Here is a 24,169-nt window from a genome sequence, read left to right on the forward strand (position 1 = left end):
TGTCGCCCGCCAAGGGCAGCTTGACGGTGTTCAGCCAATAGTCCCGGTCGCCGGTATCCTCGCCCGCCGCCTTGTCCGCCGCGATCTTGTGCAGCATTGCGTCGCGGACCTCTGCCGGGTCTGACTTCCGCACCGCCGCCATGTTGCGGACGGGCGGACCCCCGGCAATATGCGCTGGCGGACTCTGCGCGGGCGCAGCAGGGGCCACGCCCCGCCCGACCAAGGGCTGACCACCAGAAAACCCAACTTGCCCGTCAGCGGGCCGCCCCGTGGTTCCTGTGGGCATCGCCTGCCCGTCAAGAGAAGGTGATGGCGGCGTTGCTGGTGCCATTTGTGCAGGCTGGGCGGGCCGATTATTCGCCTTGTTCGCCTCGGCAAAATCAGCCCGTAACCGTTCCAGACGTGACGCGGGCACGACGGCCAACTGGTCAAGGCGCAGATCGCCCCCTTCCAGCGTCTGATAGGTTCCTCGCTGCACAGCGGCTGGCGAAGTTTCCGGCACTTCCTTTCCATCGCGATCATAGAAGATCGTTCCCGCGACCAGCGCACCGCCTTTGGACAGAAATTCCAGCTTCGCCCCGTCATCGGTGCCCAGCGCCTTTGATCCTGTAGCACGAACAGTCGCCCCGTCCATGAGAACGAACAATCGCCAGCCGCGTGGGGTGCGCCCCACAATGCAGCGCCCCCGTAGTTCTGCTAGCAGCCCAAAGAAAACCTGCCCGAGAGGGTGAGAGGCCCAATCCGCATCATTCATGGTCACGCGCTTGGGTGGGTCCAGATCGAAGCCGAACAGATGCACCACCCGGCCATCCGACAGCCGGTATTCCCCCAGCCTGATGCCCATGCGCCCGGCATTGGCGTCCCATTGCATTGAAGCAACGGCCTGCGGGTCGCTGCTGGCGTTATTCCAACCGCCGGTGTCGGCGGCGGGTGCCTTTTTGAATGTAGCGGGCAGCATAGCGTAGCCCTTGGCCGCCAGTTCAAGCGCCTGATCCCGCAGGGATTTGGCAGCATTCACTTGCCCCTGTGGGGTGATTGAACTATGGTTGTTCATAGACGTAAACTTTCGTTTGCGCCTCGCCGGGCGCTGTTTCTGGTTGATATGTCGGGATAGACAAGAAGCGCCCCCGCAGCTGCCGCGGCGGGGGCGTTCGGTCATTTAGGCAAGAGCGTCTCGCGCAACGCCAGCAAGACACCGTGTCCTATCCGCCAATGGTGAAAGAGCGCAAACAGTGCCGCAGTCAGTTGTTCGGCATCCCTTCTGGCCTCTGCCTTCCGCGCTTCCGGGTCGTAATGCATCCCCACACGGCCACCGTCTTGAGCGAGAAACACCGACTGGCGCAGGTTGTCTGCCGCTTGCACAGCCTTCACCCCATACAAGGCGAGGTAATGGGCTGTCTGGTCGGCCACCGAGTGATCGACGCCCGCCCGTATCTTCGCCATTGTGATTTCCATCGCGCTGGCTGCCGCTGTGAGGTTTGCCGCAGCCAGCGCCTCGGCAGTTTCGGCTTGTTCGCGGGCGTCCCGCAACGCGGTCCATTGCAGCCAAGCCGCGTGTTCCGCTGCCCGGTCAGCTTCGCGTCTGGCCTTTTCCTGTTTAGCGGCTGCCGCTTCCTTTTCCGCCTGTTCCTTGCGCTGTGCCGTGGATCGTTCCAGCGCTGCGAGCAGGGATTCAGTGCTGTCGTCGACGTCGTCGTTGATTAAAGACGGTGATTGAACTTGGACAGTCATTGCCCCACCCCCTCACGCCAGCCGCCCGGCAAGGGCGTCGTCAATGATCGACACGGGCCAGCGGGTTGAACCAGCGATACGGACGGGCTGGATTTTTCCATCCTTGGCCCAACGCCAGATCGTGCTGGGCGCGACGCGCAGCCGCGCTGCCAGTTCCTTGACCGTCAGCAGTTCAGCGTCGGCAGGCAGCGGGGGCACCCCTTGCGGCAGACGAAAAAGGGTGAAGGGCGTTGCGTGTTGCATGTTCTGTCCTTTCAGGCTGTGTGCCGCAGGTTGCGCGGCATCTGTCTGAAAAGGTGGCGTCCAAGCCCGTTTGCTTCAATGGAATCCTATGCTTACAGAAATGCCTATTCTGTAAGCCAGATGGCGCGTAGCACCTTTATCAACTTGCGCCGTTCGTCGTCTGCCGATCCCACAAGCCCGTTGCGGTCGCACAGTGACAGATATTCACCCGCCCATTCCGGCGGGGTTTTGCCCGCTTCGCGAAACAGACGTTCGAGTTCTGCCGCCTTGTCGGCGTTGTCGCGGGCCAGTGCCGCCGCCAGCGTTAGCTGTTCAGGAAAGGCGAACCCGCCAAGTCCGCGCTGAAACGCCTGAACCTCATCCGGTGACGGAACGCCCCCGTCGTGCCCGCCGTAGCGGTTTCTGATCCATCGGGTTAGTTTCTGTTCCCCCGGCGGGTGGTCCAGCCCGTCGCCGCGCAGATTGTTTGCCAGAACCTGCACCGACCACAGCCCCAACCGCTTGCCCCAGTCCGCCGCGCCAGCCAGTGCGGCCCGCTGCGCCCGCAAATCCCGTGAAAGGTTCCCTCTGCCGACAGGGGCAGCAGCCATGACACGCGCCAGAAGTGCCCGGCGGGGTTCATAGTCCAGCGAACAGGACGGCGTGTGTGCAAGATCGCGCTTCATTGCGGCAATGATCCCCTGCCAATCTTCGGCGGCCAGCTTGTTCTTTGCGCCCGTCATCCCGTCACCCTTGATAGGGGGGCGATAGGCACCACGTTCGCGCTACCGTCCGCGTCGCCCCGGTCCAGCCGGGTAACGCCCTTGTCGATCCACCCCGCCCATGTCTGCATCAGCTTGCGTCGCTTGGTCAGGTGGCCGGTGCGCAGGTAGGCCGCTTCCACCTTGTCGGCATTGACATGGGCCAGCGCCGCCTCGGCAATCTCACGGGGAAAACTGGTCTGTTCCGCGCACCAGTCACGGAAGGCCGACCGAAGCCCGTGCATGGTCGTCCGGTCCCGCCAGCCCATGCGGTCCAGCAGGACCAGCATCGCCATGTTTGATAACCCCACGGGTTTACCGCCCTTCCAGCGCGGGGCGGGAAAGATCGGCGCATCCGCTGCACCTCCGGTCAGCGGCTTGGCCCTTTCAAGAAGGGTGATGGCCTGCGGCACCAGCGGCACGACATGTTCACGCCCGGCCTTCATCCGCGACGCGGGCACCCGCCAGACCGGCCCGCCTTCCGCCTGCATTTCGATCTCGCCCCACGTCGCCCCGATCACTTCCCCGGTGCGGGCGGCGGTCAGCACCAGCCATTCCGCCGCCAGCGCCGCGACGCTGTCGCCCTGCCGCGCCCGAAGGGCATGAACGAACGCAGGCACATCCTTCCACGACAGCGCCCGCTGGTGGATCACACGGGCGGCCTTGGGCATGGCCCCCAGCAAAGGTTCAAGCCCTCCCTTCCAGATCGCCGGGTTGGGGTCTGTGCGGTCGCCTGCGGCAATGGCGGCATCCATCACCCTTTCGATCCGCCCGCGCAGCCGGGTCGCGGTCTCGGGCTTCTTGCGCCAGATCGGTTCCAGCACCGCCAGAACATCCGCCCGCGTGACCTGTGCCACGGGCTTGTCGCCCAGCGCAGCGGCATCCTTGAGAAGTGTAGCCCGCCACTGGTAACGATGCTTGGCGTTGCGCCAAGCGTGCTCATGCGTCGCGATGTAGCGTTCCGCCCATAGCGCGAAGGTTGCCGCCTTCACCCTTTTTCTTTCCTGTTCGGCTTCGGCCTGCGCTTCCCGCGCTGCGTCACGCTTGTCGATTGGATCGAAACCATGCGCCAGATGGTCACGCGCCGCAGCGGCCAGCTGTCGGGCGTCCACCAGCGCAACGCCGCCCTTACCGGCAACGCCAAGCCCCATTTCCCGGCGACGTCCTGCCGGGCTGGTATAGATGAACGACCACTTGCGCCGCCCGTCCTGTGCGACGATCAGGTAAAGCCCGCCGCCGTCGCTGTGCTTTCCTGCTGCCGCTGTCTCGACCGTTCGGGCGGTCAGCCGGTTTAATGTTCGGGCCATTCTCTCACCTTTTCCTTGCTTGCCATCGTGCCGGGCGCGGCGGGCGGGCGCTGTGGGGTTGAGGGTCCAGCCCCACAGTCAGCCCCACAATTATGCTGCGATCTGGTGAGAGGTCAAGAGTCTGCACGAGACAGTATCGGAGTATAAACTACAGATAAACATAAATATTAATGAGTTTTAAGATGCCGCCTGCGATAATAGGAAACATCAGTGTGGCGGACCTCGGCTCCACCAGTTCCATCCCCCGCGATCCCGGAAAACTTGCGCTTGTGGTTGGGCTTGGCCATGCTGGGCCATATTGCAGTGCATTTTCAAAAAGGGGGACGACCATGACGATGATTTCCCGATTCCGGCTGTCCGGCGCGGCGGGTTTGCTGGCGGCGCTGTCCATGCCCGCCGCGGCGCAAGAGGCCGCGATCTATTCCGGCATGGACCGCGTTCATCCGGTCTGGGCCGAGAACGGCATGGTGTCGGCCCAGGAACAACTCGCGGCCGAGATCGGACGCGATATCCTGGCCCAGGGCGGCAATGCCGTCGATGCGGGCATCGCGGTCGCCTTCGCGCTGGCCGTGACCCTGCCGCGCGCGGGCAATCTGGGCGGGGGCGGCTTCATGCTGGTCCATGACGCCGAAAGTGGCGAAACCCACGCCATCGATTATCGCGAGATGGCCCCGGCGGGCGCGACCCGCGACATGTTCCTTGACGCCGAGGGCAATGCCGACAGCGAGCTGTCGCGCTATTCCGGCGCGGCCTCGGGCGTGCCGGGGACGGTGGCGGGGATGAAGCTGGTCCATGACGAATACGGCTCGATGGACTGGGCCGAGATCGTCGCCCCCGCGATCCGCTTGGCCGAGGAAGGCATCACCGTCACCCCCGACCTGGCCGACAGCCTTGAGGCGATGCAGGAACGGCTGACACATTATCCTTCGGCTGCCAGGATCTTCTACAAGGAAGGGGGCGAGTTCTATCGCCCCGGCGACACGCTGGTTCAGGCCGATCTGGCCAATACGCTGCGAAAGATCGCCGAGGAAGGCCCGGACGGTTTCTATCGCGGCGAGGTGGCCGAGGCCATCGCCCGCGCCGTCACCGAGGCGGGCGGCGACATGACCACCGAGGACCTGGCGAACTACCGCGCCGTCACGCGCGAGCCGGTGCGCGGCACCTATCGCGGATATGAAATCGTCTCGATGCCGCCGCCGTCCTCGGGCGGCATCCACCTGATCCAGATCCTGAACGCGCTGGAGGGCTATCCCATCGGCGCGCTTGGCGAGAATTCGTCCGAGACGATCCACCTGATGGCCGAGGCGATGAAGATCGCCTATGCCGACCGCTCGGAATATCTGGGCGACCCGGATTTCGTCGATGTGCCGGTGGATGCGCTGACCGGCAAGGATTACGCCGCCGAGATGCGCGCCCGCATCAACACAGGCTTCGCGACGCCTTCGGAACTGATCCGCCCCGCCGATCTGGCGCCTTACGAATCCGACCAGACGACGCATTATTCGATCATCGACAAGGACGGGAACGCGGTCTCGAACACCTACACGATCAACTTTTCCTATGGGTCGGGGCTGGTGGCCGAGGGCACGGGCGTGCTGATGAACAACGAGATGGACGACTTTTCCGCCAAGCCCGGCGTGCCCAATGCCTACGGGCTGATCGGCGGCGATGCCAATGCAGTCGAGGCGGGCAAGCGCCCGCTGTCCTCGATGACGCCGACGCTGGTTCTGCGCGATGGCGAGATCTGGCTGGTCACCGGCTCGCCCGGCGGGGCGCGGATCATCACCACGGTCTTGCAGGTCGTGATGAACATGATCGACCACGGCATGAACGTGGCCGAGGCCAGCCATGCCCCGCGCATCCATCACCAATGGCTGCCCGATGAGCTGCGCATCGAACAGGGCATCAGCCTTGACACGCAGCGCGCGCTTCAGGCCAAGGGGCACCGGCTGTCACTGGAAGAGGTCATGGGTTCGACCCAATCGGTCATGCGCGACCCGGAAAGCGGCGTCCTGCTGGGCGCCTCGGACCCCCGGCGGGCGGGTGCTGCGACGGTGGGTTACTGAACCCGCAAAGCGCGGCGCCCGCGGCTGGCCGGGCGCCGCCTGCAACGCCCGCCCAAGCGGTGCGGTCGCCGGGCCGGACCTCTTGCCGCTATGCGGCAAGCCGCAGCAGAATGGCCACCCGCGCCGCTTCGGCGCGGTTGTTGATGCCCAGCTTGCGGTAGAGTTCCTTGATGTAATGGCTGACCGTATGTTCGGAAATTTCCAGCGCCAAGGCGATCGAGCCGGTGCGTTCGCCCTGCCCCAGCAGCGACAGGACCTGCTTTTCGCGGCGTGAAAGATGGACATCGGGCGCCTCGCCCGCGGGGACCGGCCCGCCGCGCAGGCGATGGGTGAAGGCCAGCGTATTCTCGATCTTCAGATGCAGCAGGTCCAGGTCGATGGGCTTGGTCAGGTAGTCGATAGCCCCGGCGCGCAGCCCCTTCAACTGCGGCTCACGCGAGGACAGGGCAGTCAGGAAGATGAAGGCGGTCGTTTCGGCCAGCCTGTCCGATCCGCGCAACCCCTCCAGCAGTTCAAAGCCGTTGCGGTCGGGCAGCATGACGTCGCAAAGCACGATATCGGGGCAATGTCGGGACAGGATGGCCTCGGCCTCGGCGCTGCTTTGCGCGGTCAGAACCTTGTGGCCGCGCGCGGTCAGTTCCTCTTCCAGCTCTTCCAGCAGGAAACGCTCATCCTCGACGCAAAGGATCGTCCCCGTTATCCGCGCGCTCATCCGTATTGTCCCCCAGGGCGGGCAAAGCGACGATGAACATGGTCCCCTCACCCATATGCGAAGTGAACGTGATCTCGCCATCATGCAGCGAAACGATGTCGCGGGCCAGACTTAACCCGACTCCGACACCCGGCAATGTATGGGCATTTGGCGCGCGATAGAACCTGTCGAAAACAGCAGCTTGTGCGCTTTCGGGGATGCCCAGCCCCTGATCGCCGACGCGGCAGAGGACGCGCGTGCCTTCCCGCCATGTTTCCAGCAGGACAGGGGCGGGGGCATGGGAATATTTCATCGCATTGGACAGAAGGTTCAGCACCACCTGTTCCAGCAGCACCGGATCGCCGTCGACGGGCAGCGGCGTTTCGGACAGGCAGATATCCAGAATTCGCCCCGGATCCGCCTCTTGCGTCTGCGCGGCGGCGGTTTCGGCGATCTGGTTGAAATCCACGGTGCGGCGCGACAGGGTGATGGCCTGCCCCTCGCTGCTGACGGAATGAAGAAAGCCGCTCAGCAGCCGTTCCAACCGCTGCGCGGCATCCAGGATGCGGCTGAACTTGGGCTGAAGCCCCTCGGGCAGGCTGGCCGCGTTGTTGCGCAATTGCCGCTGCGCGATCATGTGGATGATCGAGACCGGCGTGCGGAACTGATGCGAGACGGTGACGATGAAACTGCGGTAGACTTCCTTGCTGCGGCGCTCGGCCTCCAGCAGGTCGCGCAATTCGCTGGTGCGCGCGGCCACGGTTTCCTCAAGCTGGGCGCGGTGCAGGGTCAATTCCTCTTGCGTGCGCATCACGCGGCGCATGTTGCGCCACAAAAGCCCCGCCATGACCATGCCCATCGCAAAGACGCCGAACACGGCCAGCAGCAGCAGGCGAAAGGCGTGCAGCATCTCTTCGCGCCGGTCGTGCCGGTCGAGGCGGCCGTCCTGCATCGCGGCCAGCGCGATGTCATGCACGACCGAGGAAAGCGCGATGGTGGGCTGGATCAGGGTCACGATTTCCGCGAAGTCCAGGTTGTCGGCTAGGATCGTCTGGTCCAGGTCGTCCAGCATGGCCTGCGCCTGCCTGACCTGATCGCCCGCCCCGATCGACTGGAAATATTCCGCCTGCGGCTGGTCCATCATCAGCCCGACGCGGCTATAGAGGATGTCGAAACGTAGCAGGACATCGTCGATATTGCGGTCAAGGCTGACGCGATAGAGGGTCAGCAGCAGGTTCTGCGCCTCGCGATCCGCCTGCGTGGCGACCCAGAGGTTCGTCTCGACGGCATCCATGCGAAAGGCCCGGTCGATATTGACAAGCTGGATCAGCGAGTAGGCGAACAGGACGATGAAGCTCGCGAAGGTCGCAAGCGCAAGGTAAGAGCCTTTCAGCGGCATCAGACGACGTCGATTTCGAACAGTTGCCAGATCCAGCGTGCATCCATCGAAGAGTTTTGCAACTCGATCCGCTGATCGCGCGGAAAGACCAGCCAGATCGGCCCCTTGTCGCGCACCCGCATCCGCTTGCCGTTCATCTCGCAGGCAAGGATGGGCTGGAAGTTCCAGGCATCGTCGGCGGGCATGACCATCCCGAAATCGTTGAGCGCCCGCATCAGCAGGTTGTGCCCGGCGAAATCGGCCCGGGACATGCCGCCGCTGGTCAGAACGTCGGTCAGATAGGGTCCGCGAAAACTCTGGACACCTTCGGTCCAGCGCGTATGCGTGTCGATCCGTTGCCAGGGCAGGGCTTCGATATCCTCGGTCGTCAGTTCCCTGACGGTGCCGGAAGGCTCTTTGATCGTCAGCATGGGCCGCGATCGGGCAAGGACCGGCAAGGCGGGCAGCAGGGCGGCGGCGGCCCCGGCCATGACAACGGCCCTTCTGCTGACGGTCGGCTTTGGCGGGCGGGACATGTGGACCTTCTTCGGCGCGGGACCGTGAAAAAATATGATATGCGCGAACCGGCGTCCAGTCCGCGCATATCGTTTCATCGCTTGCGATTCAAACAACGCACTCGTTAACAGACAGATATGCCCCCAGGAGCGAGGAATTCGCAAAGCTGCGGACCCCGATGGACATACCTATACATTGGCATGTTTCCGCCGAGGGGCGCCATTCCCCAAAATCGGGGAATGAAATGAAACGGTGGGTTTAGGGAGAAGGGGACGACGCGGCAGGCACCCCGAGATGGTGGTCGGGGCGAGAGGATTCGAACCTCCGGCCTACGGTACCCAAAACCGTCGCGCTACCAGGCTGCGCTACGCCCCGAACGGCATGGTCTTAGCCGCAAAGGGACGGGGATGAAAGCCGAAAAAGCCTGTGCAGGTCCTAGTCGCAGGGCGCTGCGGCGCGGTCTTGCGGAACGCGGGGATGGGCCATCGCCGCGCCGGGCTTCAGGCCAAGGCGGGCGGCCTCGCCCCCCGCGATCTCGACGACCATCAGTCGTGCGGGATCGGGATCGCCGGGGCGCGCGCCGGGGATCGGGGTCTCGTCCAGCGGTTGGGCCATCGGGTGGATATGGCGAATGACCCCCTGCGCGTCCAGGAAGATCATGTCCAGTGGAATCAAGGTGTTGCGCATCCAGAAACTGACCGGGCCGGGCTGTTCGTAGACAAACAGCATGCCTTCGCCCCGCGGCAGTTCCCGACGGAACATCAGGCCCTGCGCACGGGCCTGCGGGGTGTCGGCCAGCTCGACCCGGATCGTCACCGGATCGTTGTCGGTCAGGAAAACGGCCTTATCGGCTTCGCAGGCGACACCGGCCAACGCAGGCAGGGCCGGGAAAGCCATCATCAGCGCCGTGGCAAGCGTCCTCATGCGCCCCCGACGACCAGCCGGGGCTTGTGCGTATGGGATTCGCCCGAGGGGTCCGAATCCGCCTCGTCCCCGCCCGTCACCCGGTCCCATGCGATGACCTGCGCGGCCATCAGGCCGCGGCGCCCTTCGACCACGCGCAGGGCGATCGCCTCACCCACGGTCAGGTCGGCGAAACCGCAATGGCGCAGGACCTCGATATGCAGGAAGACATCGCCCTTTTGCGAAAAGATATTGGCAAAACCAAAGCCCTTGGCCTTGTCGAACCATTTGACGCGGGCAGGCAGCAGGGGCAGCCGCTCAAGGTCCTCGGGGGCGGTGCCGTCCAGGTCCGCGATGGGCGGCGCCGCGCCGGGGGCGGCGGGCGGCTCGATCGACAGCACCTCGACCGCCTGCATCCCGCGCGAGGTGTTTTGCGCGATCACCTCGACCCGCGCGCCGTCGGCGACCGAGCTTTGCCCGAAATTGCGCAGCACGTTGGCATGCAGCAGCACATCCGAACTGCCGTCGTCCACCGCGAGGAATCCGAATCCCCGCGCGGCGTCGAACCACTTTATCACGCCTGAAACAGGGCGTTTCTGGCCTTCGGATTCGTTCATAGTTCTCGCGTTGCCTTTCTTGGTCCGGCGGCAAAGGTCGATCTAAGGGACCACAGCCCCATCAAACTCTCAATCACAAATGTGGATATGAGCGTAAACCGAGCCTTCATGGTCAGGTTGTCCTTACCATGAATTTATCAGGGCCGGGAATCAAGGGGCAAGACGCGCAATTCGCCACGTTCCCGACCGAGATTCCGTCCACCCCTGCGGCAAGCCGTTGTCCGGCCTGTCGATTTTCCGCCGCACCCATTTGAAACGATCATGCAGGCGGAAAGCGCCGTCGGCCCAGAACTCGATCTCGCGCGGGCGGATGCGGTAGCCGCCCCAGCAGGCGGGGCGCGCGGGATGCGATCCAAGGCTGCGTTTGCCTTCTTCGACGGCAGAGATCAGCGTATCGCGGCTGTCCAACAGGCGGCTTTGCGCCGAAGCCCAGGCCCCGATGCGCGAATCCAGCGGGCGCGAGTCGTAATAGGCGTCAGACTGCGCCGACGGCGCGCGGGTCACGTCGCCGCGAACCCGAATCTGCCGGCGCAGGCTTTTCCAATGCATGACGAAGGCGGCGGTGCCGGTATCCTCGATCTGCCGCCCCTTGGCGCTTTCGTAATTCGTATAGAAAACGAAGGTGCCGTCCTCGTCCTGCCCTTCGATTTCCTTGAGCAGGACAACCCGCACATCGGGCAGGCCCTGCGCATCGACGGTTGCCAGGGCAACGGCGTTGGGGTCGTTCGGCTCGGCCGATTCCGCCTCGGCAAGCCAGCGGCGCGCGATCTCGAATGGATCGTCGCCTGCGAAAATTCCGTCACGCTCATTCATTTCTTCGTCGCTCCTGACCTTGATGCCCCGCGGCACTTGGCCTAATCCATGACCTCATGGGTAAAAACCGCGAGAGGCAAGGATATGTCAAGCAATGGCGGCCTGGAATTGATGAAGGGTAAACGCGGCCTGATCATGGGGCTGGCGAACGACAAGTCCATCGCCTGGGGTATCGCCAAAGCCCTTGCCGGCGCAGGCGCCGAACTGGCCTTCTCCTACCACGGAGAGGCGCTGAAACGGCGCGTCGATCCGCTGGCCGCACAGATCGGTTCGGATTTCGTGCTGGAATGCGACGTCGCCGACGAAGGCTCGATCGACAGGCTGTTCACCGAACTGGGCCAGCGTTGGGACAAGCTGGACTTCGTGGTCCACGCCATCGGCTTTTCCGACAAGGAGCAGTTGCGCGGCCGCTATGCCGATACGACGCGCGACAACTTCCTGATGACGATGGACATCTCCGTCTTTTCCTTTACCGCCGTCGCGCGCCGGGCCGCTGCGATGATGACCGACGGCGGCAGTATGCTGACCATGACCTATTACGGGGCCGAGCGCGTGATGCCCCATTACAACGTCATGGGCGTCGCCAAGGCCGCGCTCGAGGCGTCCGTGCGCTATCTGGCCGAGGATTTCGGCAAGGACGGCATCCGCGTCAATGCGATCAGCGCCGGGCCGATCAAGACGCTGGCGGCCAGCGGCATCGGCGATTTCCGCTATATCCTGAAATGGAACGAGCTGAACTCGCCCCTGCGACGCAACGTCAGTCAGGAAGAGGTCGGGCGGTCCGCGCTTTACCTGCTGTCCGATCTGGGTTCCGGCGTCACGGGCGAGACCCATCACGTCGATGCGGGCTATCATGTCGTCGGCATGAAGGCGGTCGATGCGCCGGATATCGAGACGGTGAAGAAAGACTGACCCCCGTGGGCCGCCGCCCCGATGCACCGAGGCAAGGCGGATGAGCGCCGAACAGGTCCTGACGCTGTTCGGCGCGCTTTCACTGGCGATCCTGACGCCCGGTCCCGCGATCATCGCAACCGTTCAGGCGGCCTTTCAGCGGGGCCGCGCCCATGCCCTGCCCTATGCGATGGGGCTGGCCCTGGGCGCCTCGCTGTGGTGCCTGATGGCGCTGGCGGGGCTTGCGGTGGTCTTTCGGCTGAACCCGCTGCTGTTTGCGTCGCTGAAGGTGTTTGGCGGGTTCTATCTGCTGTGGTTCGCATGGGCGCTGTGGCGCGCCTCGACGCAGCCCCTGCCTGCGCCTGCGGGCGGCGTGCGCCGGGGCTTTCTGGGCGGCATCGCGCTGAACCTGTCGAACCCCAAGCCCGCGCTGTTCTACGCCACGCTGATCCTGTCGGTCTTTCCCAACCCCCTTGGCCACGTCCAGCAGGCGGCGGTCTTCGGCCTTTGTCTTGCGACCGAAGTCTTCTGGTATGGGCTGGTCGCAATTGGCATGTCGACAGCGGCAATGCGGCTGCGCTATTTCTCGGCCAGATTCTGGATCGACCGGGCGGCCGCTGCGGCGATGGCGGCGCTTGGTGTGATCCTGATCCTCAACCACTGAAAGGACCCCCTTCGATGATCGACCCCCTGCCCCATGAGCGCGGCTTTCACATAAGCTGGGACCAGATCCATCGCGATTCCCGCGCGCTTGCATGGCGGCTGGAGGATCGCCAATGGCGCGCCATTCTGGCGATCACGCGCGGCGGGCTGGCCCCGGCGATGATCGTCGCACGCGAGCTGGACATCCGCGTGATCGACACGATCTCGGTCAAGTCCTACCACGGCAAGGGCGGGCAGGAACGGGGCGACGTGAACGTCCTGAAAGCCCCCGACCCCGCCGTGATGCAGGACGGGGACGGCATTCTGGTCATCGACGATCTGGTCGATTCGGGCCGCACGCTGGAGCATGTGCGCAAGATGTATCCCAAGGCCCATTTCGCCACCGTCTACGCCAAGCCCAAGGGCCGCCCGATGGTCCAGACCTATGTGACCGAGGTGAGCCAGGACACCTGGATCTTCTTCCCCTGGGACATGGCCCTGCAATACGTCCAGCCCTATCGCGGCGAGGATTGAGGGCGGGCCCGCCGGCAGACCGAGCGGTAAGCCCTTGTCCCCGTCATCGCCGGCGATCCCCTTGCCACGCAAACATGCCTGCATATGAAGCTGTCAAAGGTTCTGAATGGCGATTGTCCTCATACCCGGTTTCATGCTGGACGTAGACCTCTGGTCCGACATTTCCCATGATCTCGAACCTTTCGGCCCCATCATTCATGCCGATCCGGCGCATGCCGGCTCCATTGAAGAGATGGCCGCCCAAACCCTTGCCGCCGCGCCCGGTGCGTTTACGATCATCGGCTTTTCGATGGGCGGCTATGTCGCGCGCGAGGTGCAACGCAAAGCGCCTGAGCGCGTGTCGAAACTCGTGTTGATCGCGACTTCGGCGCGGGGCGATGGCACGGTTCAGGCACAAAGGAAAGCTACGGTTGCCGCAGCGGGCCTTTCCACGTTCCGGGGGCTGAGCAAGGCGTCCATACGCCGCTCGCTGGCCCCGGATCATCGGGACGAGGCAGTCATCATCGACAGGATACAGGCGATGGGCATACGATTGGGGGTAGAGGTCTTTCGCCGCCAAGCCCTGTTCAGGCGCGACGGCGACCTGAAGGATCTGCCTGCCATCACCTGTCCGACGCTGATCGTCGCAGGCAGCAAGGACCGGCTGCGGTCTCTGGATGAATCCGCGGAAATGCATGCGGCAATCCCGAACTCACGGATTGAGGTCGTGGAGGCAGGGCACATGATCCCGATCGAGGCACCTGCGGCGTTGTCGGCCCCGCTGCGCGATTTTCTGACCGGCTGAGATCTTTCCACCCGACAAACATCCACGCCACCCGCGCACCGGACGCCCGCCCCTACCCATTCCCCCTGACGAACCGCGCCGCTTCCTCGGCGGCGCGGCGGAGCGCGCGGCTTTTGTTCACGGTTTCCTCGAACTCGGCATCGGGGTCGCTGTCGTAGACGACGCCGCCGCCCGCCTGGATGTAAAGCTGGCCGTCCTTGAGAACCGCCGTGCGCAGGGCGATGCACATGTCCATCTCGCCATTGGCGGCAAAATAGCCGACCGCACCAGCGTAGACGCCGCGCTTTTCAGGCTCAAGCTCGTCGATGATCTGCATGGCGCGGACCTTGGGCGCGCCCGACACGGTGCCGGCAGGCATCCCGGCCAGCAGGGCGGACAGCGCATCCTCGCCCTCGCGCAATTCGCCGACCACGTTCGAGACGATATGCATGACGTGGCTGTAGCGCTCGACGATGAACTGCTCGGTCGGGCGGACGGTGCCGATCTTCGCGACGCGGCCCACGTCGTTGCGGCCCAGGTCCAGCAGCATCAGATGCTCGGCCAGTTCCTTTTCGTCGGCCAAGAGGTCCGCCTCGAGCGCGCGGTCCTCTTCGGCATCGGCGCCGCGCTTGCGGGTCCCGGCGATGGGGCGGACGGTGACCTCGCCGTCGCGCAGGCGGACGAGGATCTCGGGGCTGGCGCCGACGATCTGGAAACCGTCCATATTCAGGAAGAACATGAAGGGCGAGGGATTCGTGCGCCGCAGGCTGCGATAGAGCGCGAAGGGCGGCAGCGGGAAATCCATCGCCCAACGCTGGCTGGGGACAACCTGGAAGATGTCGCCCGCGCGGATGTATTCGCGCGCGCGCTCGACGGCGGCCAGATAGCCCTCGCGCGTGAAGTTCGAGCGCGGCTCGCCCACCCGCATGTCGGGCCCAAGGGTGCGCGGCTCCTGCGGCTGGCGGTCCAGCGCGCGCAGCGCCTCCATCACCCGCTCGGCGGCTTGGGCATAGGCGGCACGGGCGGGCAGGTCCGGGTCGTGCCAGGCGGGGGCGCAAAGCGTGACCTCGCCCTTCACCCCGTCCAGCACCGCCACGACCGAAGGCCGCAGCAGCATCGCGTCGGGCAGGCCCAGCGGATCGGGATTGACGTCGGGCAGATGCTCGACCAGCCGGATCATGTCATAGCCCAGATAGCCGAACAGACCGGCGGCGCCGGGCGGGACGTCCTCGGGCATCTCGATCCGGCTTTCGGCGATCAGGGCGCGCAGGCTGTCCAGCGCGGGGCGGTCGTCGGGCACGAATTCCGGCGAATAGCGCGCGTGGCGGTTCACCCGCGCAGCGCCGTCGCGGCATTCCCAGATCAGGTCCGGCTTCATCCCCACGAAGGAATAGCGCCCGCGCAACTCGCCCCCGGTGACGCTTTCCAGCATGAAGCTGAGCGGCGCGGCCTCGGCCAGTTTCAGCATCAGGCTGACCGGCGTATCCAGGTCGGCGGCAAGGCGGACAGTCACAAGCTGGTTCAGACCGCTGGCCCAGCCACGTTCGAAATCGGCAAAACCGGGCGAAAGGTCCATGATCACATCCGGGATTTGACGGCATCCACGGCGGCCTGGTTCACCGTCGGGTTCAGCCGGGTCTGAATGGCGCGCGTATAATATTCAAACAGGTCCGATTGCAGCCCGTCGGACAGTTGGCGCGAGACCGCGTCGCGCACCTGCTCGGCCTCGTCCGTGGTCAGGTCGACCGGGTTGATGCGGTCCAGCGCGACAAGAAAGACGCGGCGGTCGGCATCGACCACCTCGGCCTCGCCCGGTTCGGACAGCTCGAACGCGCCCGAGACCAGCGCGGCAGGCGCGCCCTCGACAAAGCCGCTGCGGGACAGGGCGGCGACCTCGTGCCAGTCCTCGATCTCGGGGGCGGCCAGCACAAGGGGCGCGCCCGATGCAAGCGGCGCGACGATCTGCGCGGCGCCGGGCACCGGCGCGGGATTGGGCTGGATCGCATCCGGGGCCGGGGCCGCCTCGCCCTGTTCGTCACGGGCCGCGCCGCCGATCGAGCGGGCGACGGCATTCACCTTCAGCTCATCGGCAAGGGCCAGCAGGCGGCGATGGGTTTCGCTGGCCTTCCAGTCCTCGGCCACGCGGTCGCGAACCTCGTCCAGCGGGATCAGGCTGGGCGGCACGATCTCGTCCAGTTGCAGGATGAAAAGGCCCCCGTCGTCCAGTTCGCGCACCTCGGGAAAGTCCTGTTCGCTCACCGCGGCGGCGGCCTCGCGGAAGGCGGGGTAGCCCGCGATGCTGCCATGTTCCGGCGTCATCGAGGCGTCCCAGTCGATCCGGCCCAGTTCCATGTCGGTCTCGGCGGCCAGTTCCTCAAGCGTCGCGCCGCCTGCCAGCAGGTCGTCAAGCTGCATGCCCAGATCCTCGATCAGGCGGCGCGCGCGGTCCAGGCCCGCCTCGCCGCGCAATTCGGGGATGGCCTGATCAAAAGGGATGTCCACGGGCTCGAGGATCGCGTTCATGGAATAGAGCGCGGGGCCGAAATTGCTGGGCAGCGGTCCGATAATGCCGGGTTGTTCAAGGGCAAAGACCTCATCCCCCGCGGCGCCAAGGGATTCGCGGGTCGCCTCGCCCAGGTCGATATCGGCCAGCGACAGGCCGCGTTCGGCGCCCAGTTCCTCGAAGGAAAGCTCGCGCGCCTCGACGCGGGCCTTGCCGGCCAGGGCGGCGTCCTCGCTTTCAAAGACGATGCGTTCGACCATGCGCCGCTCGGGGCGCTGGAACTCGTCGATGCGGCGTTCGTATGTGGCGCGCAGCGTTTCCTCGTCCAGCTCGACGCTGCCCTCGATCATGTCGGGGTTGATCCAGGCATAGGTGATCCGGCGCATCTCGGGCGCGGTGAAGCGGTCGGCATTGGCCTGATGCCATGCCTCCAGCGCCGAATCGTCGGGTTCCTCGACCGGGTTGGGCAGGTCGCCGGCGGTCAGTTCGTGCCAGCGGATGTCGCGGGTTTCCAGCAGCCAGGTGGTCCAGCGGTCCACCATCGCATCGCCCGCATTGGCCCCGCTGGCGACGGCGCGCTGGATCATCGCCCGCGCCTCGTCCATGCGAATCTGCTGTTCGAACTGCGCGACGCTCAGCCCTTCCTGGCGCAGCACATTGGCATAGACCGCCGAATCGAAATTGCCGCCGATGCCGCGAAAGGCCGGGGCGGCAAGGATCTGGTCCGCCACCGCCTGGTCGCCGATCGAGACGCCCAGCCTGCGGGCCTGTTCTTCCAGCGCGGCGGCCAGGAAAAGGCGGCGCAGCACGTTGTCGGGGATGCCGACCGCCTGCGCCTCGGCCCCGGTCATCATGCGGCCGGTCTGCGCGGCAAAGGCGCGCATCTCGCCGTCCACGGCGCGGGAATAGTCGTCGGCGGTGATCCGAACCTCGCCCACCTGCCCCACGTTGGAACCGCCGCCCGAGAAGTTCTCGATCCCGAAGCCCCCAAGGCCAAGCACGAGCAACCCCATCAGCACCCAGACGATGGTCGATTTGCCTTTCGACTTGGCCTTGCTCATGGTCTTGTCCCGCTTTCCTTGTTCGTTGCGCCGTCTTTAGGATGCCGCTTCGGGTTGAGCAAGCGAAACGCGGCATTCCACCGAACGACAAGAGGCGATCAGGGGCGGAAGGCGGCAAGGCGGGACATCAATTCCGCGATAGCATCGGCATCGACATTGGCAAAGGCGATCCGAACATGCTGATGCCCCGTCGGGTCGCCTTCTGGCATGAACATCGTGCCGGGCAGAAGCAGCACGCCCGCCTCGCGCACCAGCCGCTGCGCCAGTTCGGCCGAGGACAGCCCCCAGGGGTGGCGCGCCCAGGCGAAATAGGCGCCGCAGCCCTTGACCTGCCAGCCCTCCAGCCTGGCCATGCCCGCCGCCATCGCATCGCGGCGGCGCAGGACCTCGGCCCGTTCGCCCGCAAGCCAGCCGCGCAGGTTGGCCATGCCCCATGCCGCGCCGATCTGGCCAAGCTGGCCGGTCGAGATCGCGACGGTGTCCAGGAACTTCTCAAGCTGCACCATGCGCGCGGTGCTGGCGACGATGGCGCCGACGCGGTGGCCGGTCAGGCGATAGGCCTTCGAGAAGGAATAAAGCTGGATCAGCACATCGCCCCAATCGGGATCGCCGAAAAGGTCGTGCGGCGCGCCTTCGCGGCTGTCGAAATCGCGATAGGTTTCGTCCACGACCAGCGCGATCTTCCTGTCGCGGGCCAGTTCGAAAAAGGCGCGCAGCGTCGCGGCGGGATATTCCGCCCCCGAGGGGTTGTTGGGGCTGACCAGCACGATGGCGCGGGTGCGCGGGCCGATCAGCCGGGCGGCGTGATCGGCGTCGGGGATCATGCCGGGACCGCAGGGCAAGGGCACCGCGCGGACGCCCTGCATGTCCAGCCACATCTTGTGGTTGAAATACCACGGCACCGGGATGACGACCTCATCCCCCTGCCCGGCAAGCGAGGCCAGCGCGGCGCAGAACGCCTGGTTGCAGCCCTGCGTGATCGCGACCTGGGCGGGCTGGACGTCCGCCCCATAAGCGGCGGTCCATTCGGCGGCGACTGCCTCGCGCAGGTCGGGGTTGCCAAGGACGGGACCGTAAAGATGCGCCTGCGGCAGTTCCAGCGCAGCCTGGGCGATGGCGCGGCGCAGCCCCTCGGGCGGCGGCTCCAGCGGCGCGGCCTGGCTGACGTTGATCAGCGGACGGTCGGGCGGAAAGGCGACACCATCGAGCCAGCGCCGCGCCTCCATCACCGGGGGGCGGAAGGTCTGGGCGAAGGTCGGGTTCAGGGGCAGCATATGGTTGCTCTAGTTGCGGGGGGTCAGGCCCAAGCTGCCGATATCGGGCGGCAGGAACAGGTTCGGCGCAAGCGAGGGGACCGTGCCTTCGCCATCCGTTTCGCCGTCATCCGGCACGGGCGCGGTTGGGGGCACGGACGGGGACGGGGGCAAATCCCCGGACATGGGCGGTTGGGCGGCGGGCAGCGCCGGGGCCTCGCCGGGGTCGGGGGCGCGGTCGGCATCGGGCATCGGCAGGCCGCCGGGCCGCTCTGCCGCTGCGGCCCGGTCGCCGCCCTGCGCGGGCAAGGCGGGTGCCGTGGTCTCGGTCGCCTGGACCTGCGCGGTCGGGACGGTGGTTGCGGGCAGGGGCTGGTCCCCGACCTCGGCCGCCGGGCGGGGGGCGGGTTCCGATGCGGCGGCGGGCGGTTGCAGGGGCGCGGCATTGCGCGCACCGATCGGATGGGGCGCATCGGGCGCAAGCGGCGCCGGATCGCCGTCGTGGGTCCGGCCCGCACCGCGCAGCTCGGGCGCATCGGCCTGCGGCGCGCCCTGGGGCGGGGCAAGGTCCGGCACCGGCGGCGGCAGGATCAGGGACGCCGCCGCCAGCGCGAATGCGCCCAGCAATGTCCCGTGCAACAGTCCCGCCCCAAAGCCTCGCGCCATCTTGCCGCCTGTCCGATACCAGCTTTTCTGACCGCGCGGGGTTGACCCGCCACGGCCCTTTGGCACATCTATAGCGGCAGTTTTTCCGGGGTTCATCCCCCAATAGCAAGGGCCACCATGATCCTGCTGATCGACAACTATGACAGCTTCACCTGGAATCTGGTCCATTACATGGGCGAGGCAGGGGCAAGGGTCGAGGTGCGCCGCAACGACGCCCTGACCGTGGACGAGGCGCTGGCAAGCGGCGCCTCGGGCATCCTGATCTCACCCGGTCCATGCGCGCCGTCGCGGGCGGGCATCATCGTGCCGCTGATCCGCGCAGCCGCCGAACGGGGCTTGCCGCTCTTCGGCGTCTGCCTTGGCCATCAGGCCATCGGCGAGGCCTTCGGCGGCCATGTCATCCGCGCGGGCCGGGTCGTGCATGGCAAGGTCGATGAAATCGCCCATGACGGCAAGGGCGTGTTCGAGGGCCTGCCCTCGCCCTTCAAGGCGACGCGCTATCACTCGCTGACCGTGGACCCCGACAGCCTGCCCGAGGCGCTGGAGGTCACGGCGACCAGCCCCGACGGCACGATCATGGGCCTGCGCCACCGCAGCCTGCCGGTCGAGGGCGTGCAGTTCCACCCCGAATCCATCGCATCCGAACATGGCCACCAGATGATCCGAAACTTCCTGCGCCGCTGCATGAACCTGTCGGGCGAGGCCGCATGAGCGCGCCGGTGGACATTCGCCCGATCATCGGCCTGGCCGCGGAACGCTCGCTGACCGGGGACGAGGCCGAAGCCGCCTTCGCCGCCCTGTTCGAAGGCCGCGCGACCCCGGCCCAGATCGGCGGGCTGCTGATGGCGCTGCGCGTGCGCGGCGAAACGGTCGAGGAAATCACCGCCGCCACCCGCGCCATGCGCGCGCGCATGAACCGCATCACCGCACCCGAGGGGGCGATGGATATCGTCGGCACCGGCGGCGACGGCAAGGGGACGCTGAACATCTCGACCGCCTCGGCGCTGGTCGTGGCGGGGGCGGGCGTGCCGGTCGCCAAGCATGGCAACCGCAACCTGTCGTCGAAATCGGGTTCTGCCGACGCGCTGTCGCATCTGGGCATCGACATCATGTCCTCGCCCGAGGTGGCGCAGGCCACGCTGGACGCCACCGGCATCTGCTTCATGATGGCGCCCGTCCACCACCCCGCGATGCGCCATGTCGGCCCCGCGCGGGCCGAGTTGGGAACCCGCACGCTGTTCAACCTGCTGGGACCGCTGACCAACCCCGCCGGGGTGCGGCACCAGTTGACCGGGACCTTCGACCGCCGCTGGAACCGTCCGATGGCCGAAACTCTGCGCGATCTCGGCACCCTCTCTGCCTGGCTGGTCCACGGCGGCGACGGCACGGATGAGCTGTCCATCGCCGGACCAAGCTGGGTCGCCGCGCTGAAGGATGGCGAGATCGCGGAATTCGAGGTCTCACCCGAGGATGCCGGCCTGCCCGTCCACCCGTTCGAGGCGATCATCGGCGGCGATCCCGCACGGAACGCTGCCGCCGCCCGTGCGCTGCTGGACGGCGAAAAGGGCGCCTATCGCGATGCGGTGCTGCTGAACTCGGCCGCCGCGCTGCTGATCGCGGGCCGCGCCACCGACCTGCGCGAGGGGGTCGAGATCGCGCGGCAATCCATCGATTCGGGCGCGGCCAAGGCCAAGCTGGCCGCGCTCGTGGGCCACTCCGGCGCCCCGGCATGACCCCGCCCGAGGCATGGGCCGACCTGCCCTTCTTCGCCCGCGACTGGCCCGCGATCCGCGACCGTTTGAGCGGCGACTGGTTGCCCGGTCCCGCGCGCCTCTTCGCCGCGCTGGACCTGACCCCGCCCGAGAAGGTCCGCGTCGTCCTGCTGGGGCAAGACCCCTATCCCACCCCCGGACATGCGAACGGGCTGGCGTTTTCGGTTTCCGAAACGACGCCCCTGCCCCGGTCCCTGCGCAATATCTACAAGGAAATGCAGGACGACATCGGCGCTTCCCCCGCCAGCGGCGATCTTGCTCATTGGGCGCGTCAGGGGGTGCTGCTGCTGAATACCTCGCTGTCGGTTCCGCCCGGTCAGGCAGGTGCGCACGCGAAATGGGGCTGGGGCAGGCTTGCGCGCGAGGCCGTCACGCGCGCGCAGGAACTTCGTCCGCTTGCCTTCCTGCTTTGGGGGGCACATGCGCAAAAGGCCCTTGCCGGGCTGCCGCGACCGCAGGATCTGGTGATCGAAAGCGCGCATCCCTCGCCCCTTTCCGCGCGGCGGGGCTTCTTCGGGTCGCGCCCCTTCAGCCGGATCAACGACTGGCTGGCCGCGCGGGGCGAGGCACCGATAGACTGGGCGGGGCTTTCCCGCCGCGATTTGCAGGGTTAGGTTGAGACATGGATATTCTGGACCGCATCAAGGCCTACAAGCTGGAAGAGATCGCCGCCGCCAAGGCCGCCCGCCCTCTGTCGGGCGTCGAGGATCTCGCCCGCGCCGCCGACGCCCCGCGCGGCTTTGCCCGCGCGCTACGCGACAAGGCCGCCACCGGCCACGCGCTGATCGCCGAGATCAAGAAGGCCAGCCCCTCGAAAGGGCTGATCCGCCCCGATTTCGACCCGCCCGCGCTGGCCCGCGCCTATCAGGCGGGGGGCGCGGCCTGCCTGTCCGTGCTGACCGACGCGCCCAGCTTTCAGGGCGCGCCCGAGTTCCTGACCGCCGCCCGCTCCGCCTGCGAGTTGCCCGCGCTGCGCAAGGATTTCCTCTATGACCCCTATCAGGTGGCCGAAGCCCGCGCATGGGGCGCCGATTGCATCCTGATTATCATGGCCTCGGTCGACGACACGCTGGCGGCGGAGCTTGAAGACGCCGCCTTCCACTGGGGCATGGACGCGCTGATCGAGGTTCACGACCGCGCCGAGCTGGACCGCGCGCTGCGGCTGAAATCGCCGCTGATCGGGGTGAACAACCGCAACCTGCGCACATTCGAGGTCAGCCTGGACGTGACGCTGGACCTTGCGCCCCATGTGCCCCCGGACCGCGATCTGGTCTGCGAAAGCGGCCTTTTCGCCCCCGCCGATCTGGACCGGATGGCTGGGGCCGGGATCAACCGCTTCCTGATCGGCGAAAGCCTGATGCGGCAGGCCGACGTGACCGCCGCCACCCGCGAGATCCTGGGACTGGCGGCATGAGCCTGACACATTTCGACAATCGCGGGCAGGCCCATATGGTCGATGTATCCGGCAAGGCGGAAACCGCGCGCATGGCCGTGGCCGAGGGGGTCGTGATCATGGCGCCCGAAACGCTGGCGCTGGCGCAGGGCGGCGCGGCCAAGGGCGACGTCATGGGCGTGGCGCGGCTGGCCGGGATCATGGGGGCCAAGCGCACCGCCGACCTGATCCCGCTGTGTCACCCACTACCGCTGAGCAAGGTCGCCATCGAACTGACCCCCGACCCCGCCCTGCCCGGTATCCGCGTGACCGCCACCGCCGCCACCACCGGCCGCACCGGCGTCGAGATGGAGGCGCTGACCGCCGTTTCCACCGCCTGCCTGACCATCTACGACATGCTCAAGGCCGCGCAAAAGGACATGCGGATCGAAGGCATCCGCCTGCTGTCGAAAACCGGCGGAAAATCCGGCGATTTCAAGGTGGAAGCATGATCACCACGGACAAGGCCCTTGCGCTGGTCCTCGACCTCGCCCCCCCGCCCGAGGGCGAAGAGATCGCCATCGCCGACGCGCTGGACCGGGTGCTGCTGGCCCCGGCGGTCGCGGCGCTGACGCAACCGCCTTTTGATGCGTCGGCGATGGACGGCTACGCGCTGCGCGGCGCCGACCTGCCGGGTCCGGTGCAGGTCATCGGCACGTCGTCCGCGGGCCACCCGTGGCAGGGCGAGGCCCGGCCCGGAACCGCCGTGCGCATCTTCACCGGCGCCCCGGTCCCGCAAGGCTACGACCGCGTGGTGATGCAGGAAAACGTCCGGCGCGAGGGCGACCGGATCACGGTTTCCGGGGGCAGCGACAACCCGAACATCCGCCCGCAAGGCAGTGATTTCGCCCAAGGTTACGGCTTCCATCCCCATCGCCCCCTGCGCGCGGGCGATATCTGCCTGCTGGCCGCGATGAACGTGCCCAGGGTTCAGGTCGCGCGACGTCCCCGCGTCGCGATCATGCCCGGCGGGGATGAACTGGTGCGCCCCGGCGAAACGCCCGGTCCGGGGCAGATCATCTGCTCGAACGACCTTGCCATCGCCGCCATCGCGCGCAAGGCCGGGGCCGAGGTCACGCTGCTGCCCATCGCCCGCGACACCGAGGAAAGCGTCACCCAGGGCTTTCACATGGCCCGCGACGCCGACCTGATCGTGACCATCGGCGGGGCCTCGGTCGGCGATCACGATTTCGTCGGCAAGGTCGCCGCCGACCTTGGGATGGAGCGTGCCTTCTACAAGCTGGCGATGCGTCCCGGCAAGCCGCTGATGGCGGGCCGGATGGGCCGCCGCGCCATGCTTGGCCTGCCGGGAAATCCCGTTTCGGCAATCGTTTGCGCGACGATCTTCATGCGGCCCCTGATCTATCGCATGCAGGGCGTTGATATCGGAACGGAACTGCATCGCGCGCGCCTTGCCGCCCCCCTGCGGCCCGAGGGCGACCGGCAGCACTACCTGCGCGCCCGGCTGGTGCAGGGCGACGACCTGCCCCAGCTTCACCCCTTCACCGATCAGGGTTCGTCGCAGTTGAAAATCCTGTCGCAAGCGGATGCGCTGATGGTGCGCCCCGCGCATGATCCGGCGCGCGAGCCGGGCGAAATCGTCGAATATCTGGCTTTGTGACAAAAAATTCCCTGTTGTTAACCATT

Annotated in this window: 26 protein-coding genes and 1 tRNA gene; 11 read left to right on the forward strand and 16 right to left on the reverse strand. The window is 66.4% G+C overall.

Going from position 1 to position 24,169, the window contains the following annotated elements:
• From Q0O97_RS04685 to Q0O97_RS04705, 5 genes are all read right to left on the reverse strand, one after another.
• Positions 1–1,054 (reverse strand): bifunctional DNA primase/polymerase (locus tag Q0O97_RS04685; protein ID WP_294925617.1); only part of this gene is annotated, 1,054 nt, incomplete at its 3' end.
• Positions 1,055–1,155: 101 nt separating this feature from the next.
• Positions 1,156–1,731, reverse strand: a complete 576-nt coding sequence (locus Q0O97_RS04690) for a hypothetical protein (protein WP_294925620.1) — start codon at positions 1,729–1,731, stop codon at positions 1,156–1,158.
• Between the two features lie 12 nt (positions 1,732–1,743).
• On the reverse strand, positions 1,744–1,974 hold the full coding sequence (locus Q0O97_RS04695; RefSeq protein WP_294925623.1) for a helix-turn-helix domain-containing protein: 231 nt from the start codon (positions 1,972–1,974) through the stop codon (positions 1,744–1,746).
• A 104-nt stretch (positions 1,975–2,078) separates the two neighbouring features.
• Positions 2,079–2,696 (reverse strand): hypothetical protein, encoded by a 618-nt coding sequence (locus Q0O97_RS04700; protein WP_294925626.1) that lies wholly within the window; start codon positions 2,694–2,696, stop codon positions 2,079–2,081.
• Complete coding sequence (locus tag Q0O97_RS04705; RefSeq protein WP_294925628.1) at positions 2,693–4,021, reverse strand: site-specific integrase; 1,329 nt, start codon at positions 4,019–4,021, stop codon at positions 2,693–2,695. Before Q0O97_RS04705 ends, Q0O97_RS04700 begins: the two co-directional genes overlap by 4 nt.
• 329 nt (positions 4,022–4,350) lie before the next feature.
• Here Q0O97_RS04705 and ggt point away from each other — a divergent pair, with 329 nt between their 5' ends.
• The gene (ggt, locus tag Q0O97_RS04710) at positions 4,351–6,087 is read left to right on the forward strand and encodes a gamma-glutamyltransferase (RefSeq protein ID WP_294925631.1); all 1,737 of its coding nucleotides are present in this window, start codon (positions 4,351–4,353) and stop codon (positions 6,085–6,087) included.
• Positions 6,088–6,175: 88 nt separating this feature from the next.
• Here the strand turns inward: ggt and Q0O97_RS04715 are convergent, their stop codons facing one another.
• From Q0O97_RS04715 to pdxH, 7 genes are all read right to left on the reverse strand, one after another.
• Positions 6,176–6,799 (reverse strand): response regulator transcription factor, encoded by a 624-nt coding sequence (locus tag Q0O97_RS04715; protein WP_294925634.1) that lies wholly within the window; start codon positions 6,797–6,799, stop codon positions 6,176–6,178.
• Positions 6,756–8,177: a HAMP domain-containing sensor histidine kinase gene (locus Q0O97_RS04720; RefSeq protein WP_294925637.1), complete on the reverse strand. Its 1,422-nt coding sequence runs from the start codon at positions 8,175–8,177 to the stop codon at positions 6,756–6,758. Before Q0O97_RS04720 ends, Q0O97_RS04715 begins: the two co-directional genes overlap by 44 nt.
• A complete protein-coding gene (locus Q0O97_RS04725; RefSeq protein WP_294925639.1) occupies positions 8,177–8,647 on the reverse strand; it encodes a molybdopterin-dependent oxidoreductase in 471 nt (156 codons plus the stop codon). Before Q0O97_RS04725 ends, Q0O97_RS04720 begins: the two co-directional genes overlap by 1 nt.
• A 323-nt stretch (positions 8,648–8,970) precedes the next feature.
• Positions 8,971–9,047 (reverse strand) — tRNA-Pro (locus Q0O97_RS04730).
• A gap of 60 nt (positions 9,048–9,107) precedes the next feature.
• Positions 9,108–9,596 (reverse strand): DUF192 domain-containing protein, encoded by a 489-nt coding sequence (locus Q0O97_RS04735; protein WP_294925642.1) that lies wholly within the window; start codon positions 9,594–9,596, stop codon positions 9,108–9,110.
• Positions 9,593–10,192 (reverse strand): cold shock domain-containing protein, encoded by a 600-nt coding sequence (locus Q0O97_RS04740; protein ID WP_294925644.1) that lies wholly within the window; start codon positions 10,190–10,192, stop codon positions 9,593–9,595. The genes Q0O97_RS04735 and Q0O97_RS04740 overlap by 4 nt, the downstream gene beginning before the upstream one ends.
• Before the next feature lie 150 nt (positions 10,193–10,342).
• Positions 10,343–11,005 (reverse strand): pyridoxamine 5'-phosphate oxidase, encoded by a 663-nt coding sequence (pdxH, locus tag Q0O97_RS04745; protein ID WP_294925647.1) that lies wholly within the window; start codon positions 11,003–11,005, stop codon positions 10,343–10,345.
• Between the two features lie 84 nt (positions 11,006–11,089).
• Between pdxH and fabI the strand changes: the two genes are divergently transcribed.
• From fabI to Q0O97_RS04765, 4 genes are all read left to right on the forward strand, one after another.
• Entirely contained in the window at positions 11,090–11,917 is an 828-nt protein-coding gene (fabI, locus tag Q0O97_RS04750; protein WP_294925650.1) for an enoyl-ACP reductase FabI, read from the forward strand.
• Between the two features lie 40 nt (positions 11,918–11,957).
• Complete coding sequence (locus Q0O97_RS04755) at positions 11,958–12,560, forward strand: LysE family translocator (RefSeq protein ID WP_294925653.1); 603 nt, start codon at positions 11,958–11,960, stop codon at positions 12,558–12,560.
• 14 nt (positions 12,561–12,574) lie between these two features.
• Positions 12,575–13,072, forward strand: a complete 498-nt coding sequence (gene gpt, locus Q0O97_RS04760; RefSeq protein ID WP_294925655.1) for a xanthine phosphoribosyltransferase — start codon at positions 12,575–12,577, stop codon at positions 13,070–13,072.
• 106 nt (positions 13,073–13,178) lie between these two features.
• On the forward strand, positions 13,179–13,856 hold the full coding sequence (locus tag Q0O97_RS04765; protein ID WP_294925658.1) for an alpha/beta hydrolase: 678 nt from the start codon (positions 13,179–13,181) through the stop codon (positions 13,854–13,856).
• A 52-nt stretch (positions 13,857–13,908) separates the two neighbouring features.
• Here the strand turns inward: Q0O97_RS04765 and trpE are convergent, their stop codons facing one another.
• The 4 genes from trpE to Q0O97_RS04785 form a co-directional block, all read right to left on the reverse strand.
• Positions 13,909–15,411 (reverse strand): anthranilate synthase component I, encoded by a 1,503-nt coding sequence (gene trpE, locus Q0O97_RS04770; RefSeq protein ID WP_294925660.1) that lies wholly within the window; start codon positions 15,409–15,411, stop codon positions 13,909–13,911.
• A gap of 2 nt (positions 15,412–15,413) precedes the next feature.
• Positions 15,414–17,399, reverse strand: coding sequence for a peptidylprolyl isomerase (locus tag Q0O97_RS04775; protein ID WP_294925662.1), 1,986 nt, complete (start codon positions 17,397–17,399; stop codon positions 15,414–15,416).
• Positions 17,400–17,497: 98 nt separating this feature from the next.
• A complete protein-coding gene (locus Q0O97_RS04780; protein ID WP_294925664.1) occupies positions 17,498–18,673 on the reverse strand; it encodes an aminotransferase in 1,176 nt (391 codons plus the stop codon).
• A gap of 9 nt (positions 18,674–18,682) precedes the next feature.
• Positions 18,683–19,318: a hypothetical protein gene (locus Q0O97_RS04785; RefSeq protein WP_294925667.1), complete on the reverse strand. Its 636-nt coding sequence runs from the start codon at positions 19,316–19,318 to the stop codon at positions 18,683–18,685.
• 117 nt (positions 19,319–19,435) lie between these two features.
• On the opposite strand from Q0O97_RS04785, the gene Q0O97_RS04790 reads away from it, so the two are divergent.
• The 6 genes from Q0O97_RS04790 to glp are packed head-to-tail and all read left to right on the forward strand — an operon-like array spanning position 19,436 to position 24,143.
• On the forward strand, positions 19,436–20,029 hold the full coding sequence (locus Q0O97_RS04790; protein ID WP_294925670.1) for an aminodeoxychorismate/anthranilate synthase component II: 594 nt from the start codon (positions 19,436–19,438) through the stop codon (positions 20,027–20,029).
• Complete coding sequence (gene trpD, locus Q0O97_RS04795) at positions 20,026–21,051, forward strand: anthranilate phosphoribosyltransferase (RefSeq protein ID WP_294925673.1); 1,026 nt, start codon at positions 20,026–20,028, stop codon at positions 21,049–21,051. The genes Q0O97_RS04790 and trpD overlap by 4 nt, the downstream gene beginning before the upstream one ends.
• Positions 21,048–21,704 (forward strand): uracil-DNA glycosylase, encoded by a 657-nt coding sequence (locus Q0O97_RS04800; RefSeq protein ID WP_294925675.1) that lies wholly within the window; start codon positions 21,048–21,050, stop codon positions 21,702–21,704. The genes trpD and Q0O97_RS04800 overlap by 4 nt, the downstream gene beginning before the upstream one ends.
• Positions 21,705–21,712: 8 nt before the next feature.
• Positions 21,713–22,504, forward strand: coding sequence for an indole-3-glycerol phosphate synthase TrpC (gene trpC / locus Q0O97_RS04805; RefSeq protein WP_294925678.1), 792 nt, complete (start codon positions 21,713–21,715; stop codon positions 22,502–22,504).
• Entirely contained in the window at positions 22,501–22,974 is a 474-nt protein-coding gene (gene moaC / locus Q0O97_RS04810) for a cyclic pyranopterin monophosphate synthase MoaC (RefSeq protein WP_294925681.1), read from the forward strand. Before trpC ends, moaC begins: the two co-directional genes overlap by 4 nt.
• Positions 22,971–24,143 carry a gephyrin-like molybdotransferase Glp gene (gene glp / locus Q0O97_RS04815; protein WP_294925684.1) on the forward strand — a complete coding sequence of 391 codons (1,173 nt, stop codon included), beginning with the start codon at positions 22,971–22,973 and terminating at the stop codon, positions 24,141–24,143. Before moaC ends, glp begins: the two co-directional genes overlap by 4 nt.
• The last annotated feature ends 26 nt before the right edge of the window (positions 24,144–24,169 follow it).

Source organism: uncultured Paracoccus sp. (assembly GCF_945915435.1).
Lineage (GTDB): Bacteria > Pseudomonadota > Alphaproteobacteria > Rhodobacterales > Rhodobacteraceae > Paracoccus.

Excerpts from the sequence above, each read along its gene's own strand:
- Q0O97_RS04690 (WP_294925620.1), bottom strand. The coding sequence starts at position 1,731 with ATGACTGTCCAAGTTCAATCACCGTCTTTAATCAACGACGACGTCGAC.
- Q0O97_RS04695 (WP_294925623.1), bottom strand. The coding sequence starts at position 1,974 with ATGCAACACGCAACGCCCTTCACCCTTTTTCGTCTGCCGCAAGGGGTG.
- Q0O97_RS04700 (WP_294925626.1), bottom strand. The coding sequence starts at position 2,696 with ATGACGGGCGCAAAGAACAAGCTGGCCGCCGAAGATTGGCAGGGGATC.
- Q0O97_RS04705 (WP_294925628.1), bottom strand. The coding sequence starts at position 4,021 with ATGGCCCGAACATTAAACCGGCTGACCGCCCGAACGGTCGAGACAGCG.
- ggt (WP_294925631.1), top strand. The coding sequence starts at position 4,351 with ATGACGATGATTTCCCGATTCCGGCTGTCCGGCGCGGCGGGTTTGCTG.
- Q0O97_RS04715 (WP_294925634.1), bottom strand. The coding sequence starts at position 6,799 with ATGAGCGCGCGGATAACGGGGACGATCCTTTGCGTCGAGGATGAGCGT.
- Q0O97_RS04720 (WP_294925637.1), bottom strand. The coding sequence starts at position 8,177 with ATGCCGCTGAAAGGCTCTTACCTTGCGCTTGCGACCTTCGCGAGCTTC.
- Q0O97_RS04725 (WP_294925639.1), bottom strand. The coding sequence starts at position 8,647 with ATGGCCGGGGCCGCCGCCGCCCTGCTGCCCGCCTTGCCGGTCCTTGCC.
- Q0O97_RS04735 (WP_294925642.1), bottom strand. The coding sequence starts at position 9,596 with ATGAGGACGCTTGCCACGGCGCTGATGATGGCTTTCCCGGCCCTGCCT.
- Q0O97_RS04740 (WP_294925644.1), bottom strand. The coding sequence starts at position 10,192 with ATGAACGAATCCGAAGGCCAGAAACGCCCTGTTTCAGGCGTGATAAAG.
- pdxH (WP_294925647.1), bottom strand. The coding sequence starts at position 11,005 with ATGAATGAGCGTGACGGAATTTTCGCAGGCGACGATCCATTCGAGATC.
- fabI (WP_294925650.1), top strand. The coding sequence starts at position 11,090 with ATGTCAAGCAATGGCGGCCTGGAATTGATGAAGGGTAAACGCGGCCTG.
- Q0O97_RS04755 (WP_294925653.1), top strand. The coding sequence starts at position 11,958 with ATGAGCGCCGAACAGGTCCTGACGCTGTTCGGCGCGCTTTCACTGGCG.
- gpt (WP_294925655.1), top strand. The coding sequence starts at position 12,575 with ATGATCGACCCCCTGCCCCATGAGCGCGGCTTTCACATAAGCTGGGAC.
- Q0O97_RS04765 (WP_294925658.1), top strand. The coding sequence starts at position 13,179 with ATGGCGATTGTCCTCATACCCGGTTTCATGCTGGACGTAGACCTCTGG.
- trpE (WP_294925660.1), bottom strand. The coding sequence starts at position 15,411 with ATGGACCTTTCGCCCGGTTTTGCCGATTTCGAACGTGGCTGGGCCAGC.
- Q0O97_RS04775 (WP_294925662.1), bottom strand. The coding sequence starts at position 17,399 with ATGAGCAAGGCCAAGTCGAAAGGCAAATCGACCATCGTCTGGGTGCTG.
- Q0O97_RS04780 (WP_294925664.1), bottom strand. The coding sequence starts at position 18,673 with ATGCTGCCCCTGAACCCGACCTTCGCCCAGACCTTCCGCCCCCCGGTG.
- Q0O97_RS04785 (WP_294925667.1), bottom strand. The coding sequence starts at position 19,318 with ATGGCGCGAGGCTTTGGGGCGGGACTGTTGCACGGGACATTGCTGGGC.
- Q0O97_RS04790 (WP_294925670.1), top strand. The coding sequence starts at position 19,436 with ATGATCCTGCTGATCGACAACTATGACAGCTTCACCTGGAATCTGGTC.
- trpD (WP_294925673.1), top strand. The coding sequence starts at position 20,026 with ATGAGCGCGCCGGTGGACATTCGCCCGATCATCGGCCTGGCCGCGGAA.
- Q0O97_RS04800 (WP_294925675.1), top strand. The coding sequence starts at position 21,048 with ATGACCCCGCCCGAGGCATGGGCCGACCTGCCCTTCTTCGCCCGCGAC.
- trpC (WP_294925678.1), top strand. The coding sequence starts at position 21,713 with ATGGATATTCTGGACCGCATCAAGGCCTACAAGCTGGAAGAGATCGCC.
- moaC (WP_294925681.1), top strand. The coding sequence starts at position 22,501 with ATGAGCCTGACACATTTCGACAATCGCGGGCAGGCCCATATGGTCGAT.
- glp (WP_294925684.1), top strand. The coding sequence starts at position 22,971 with ATGATCACCACGGACAAGGCCCTTGCGCTGGTCCTCGACCTCGCCCCC.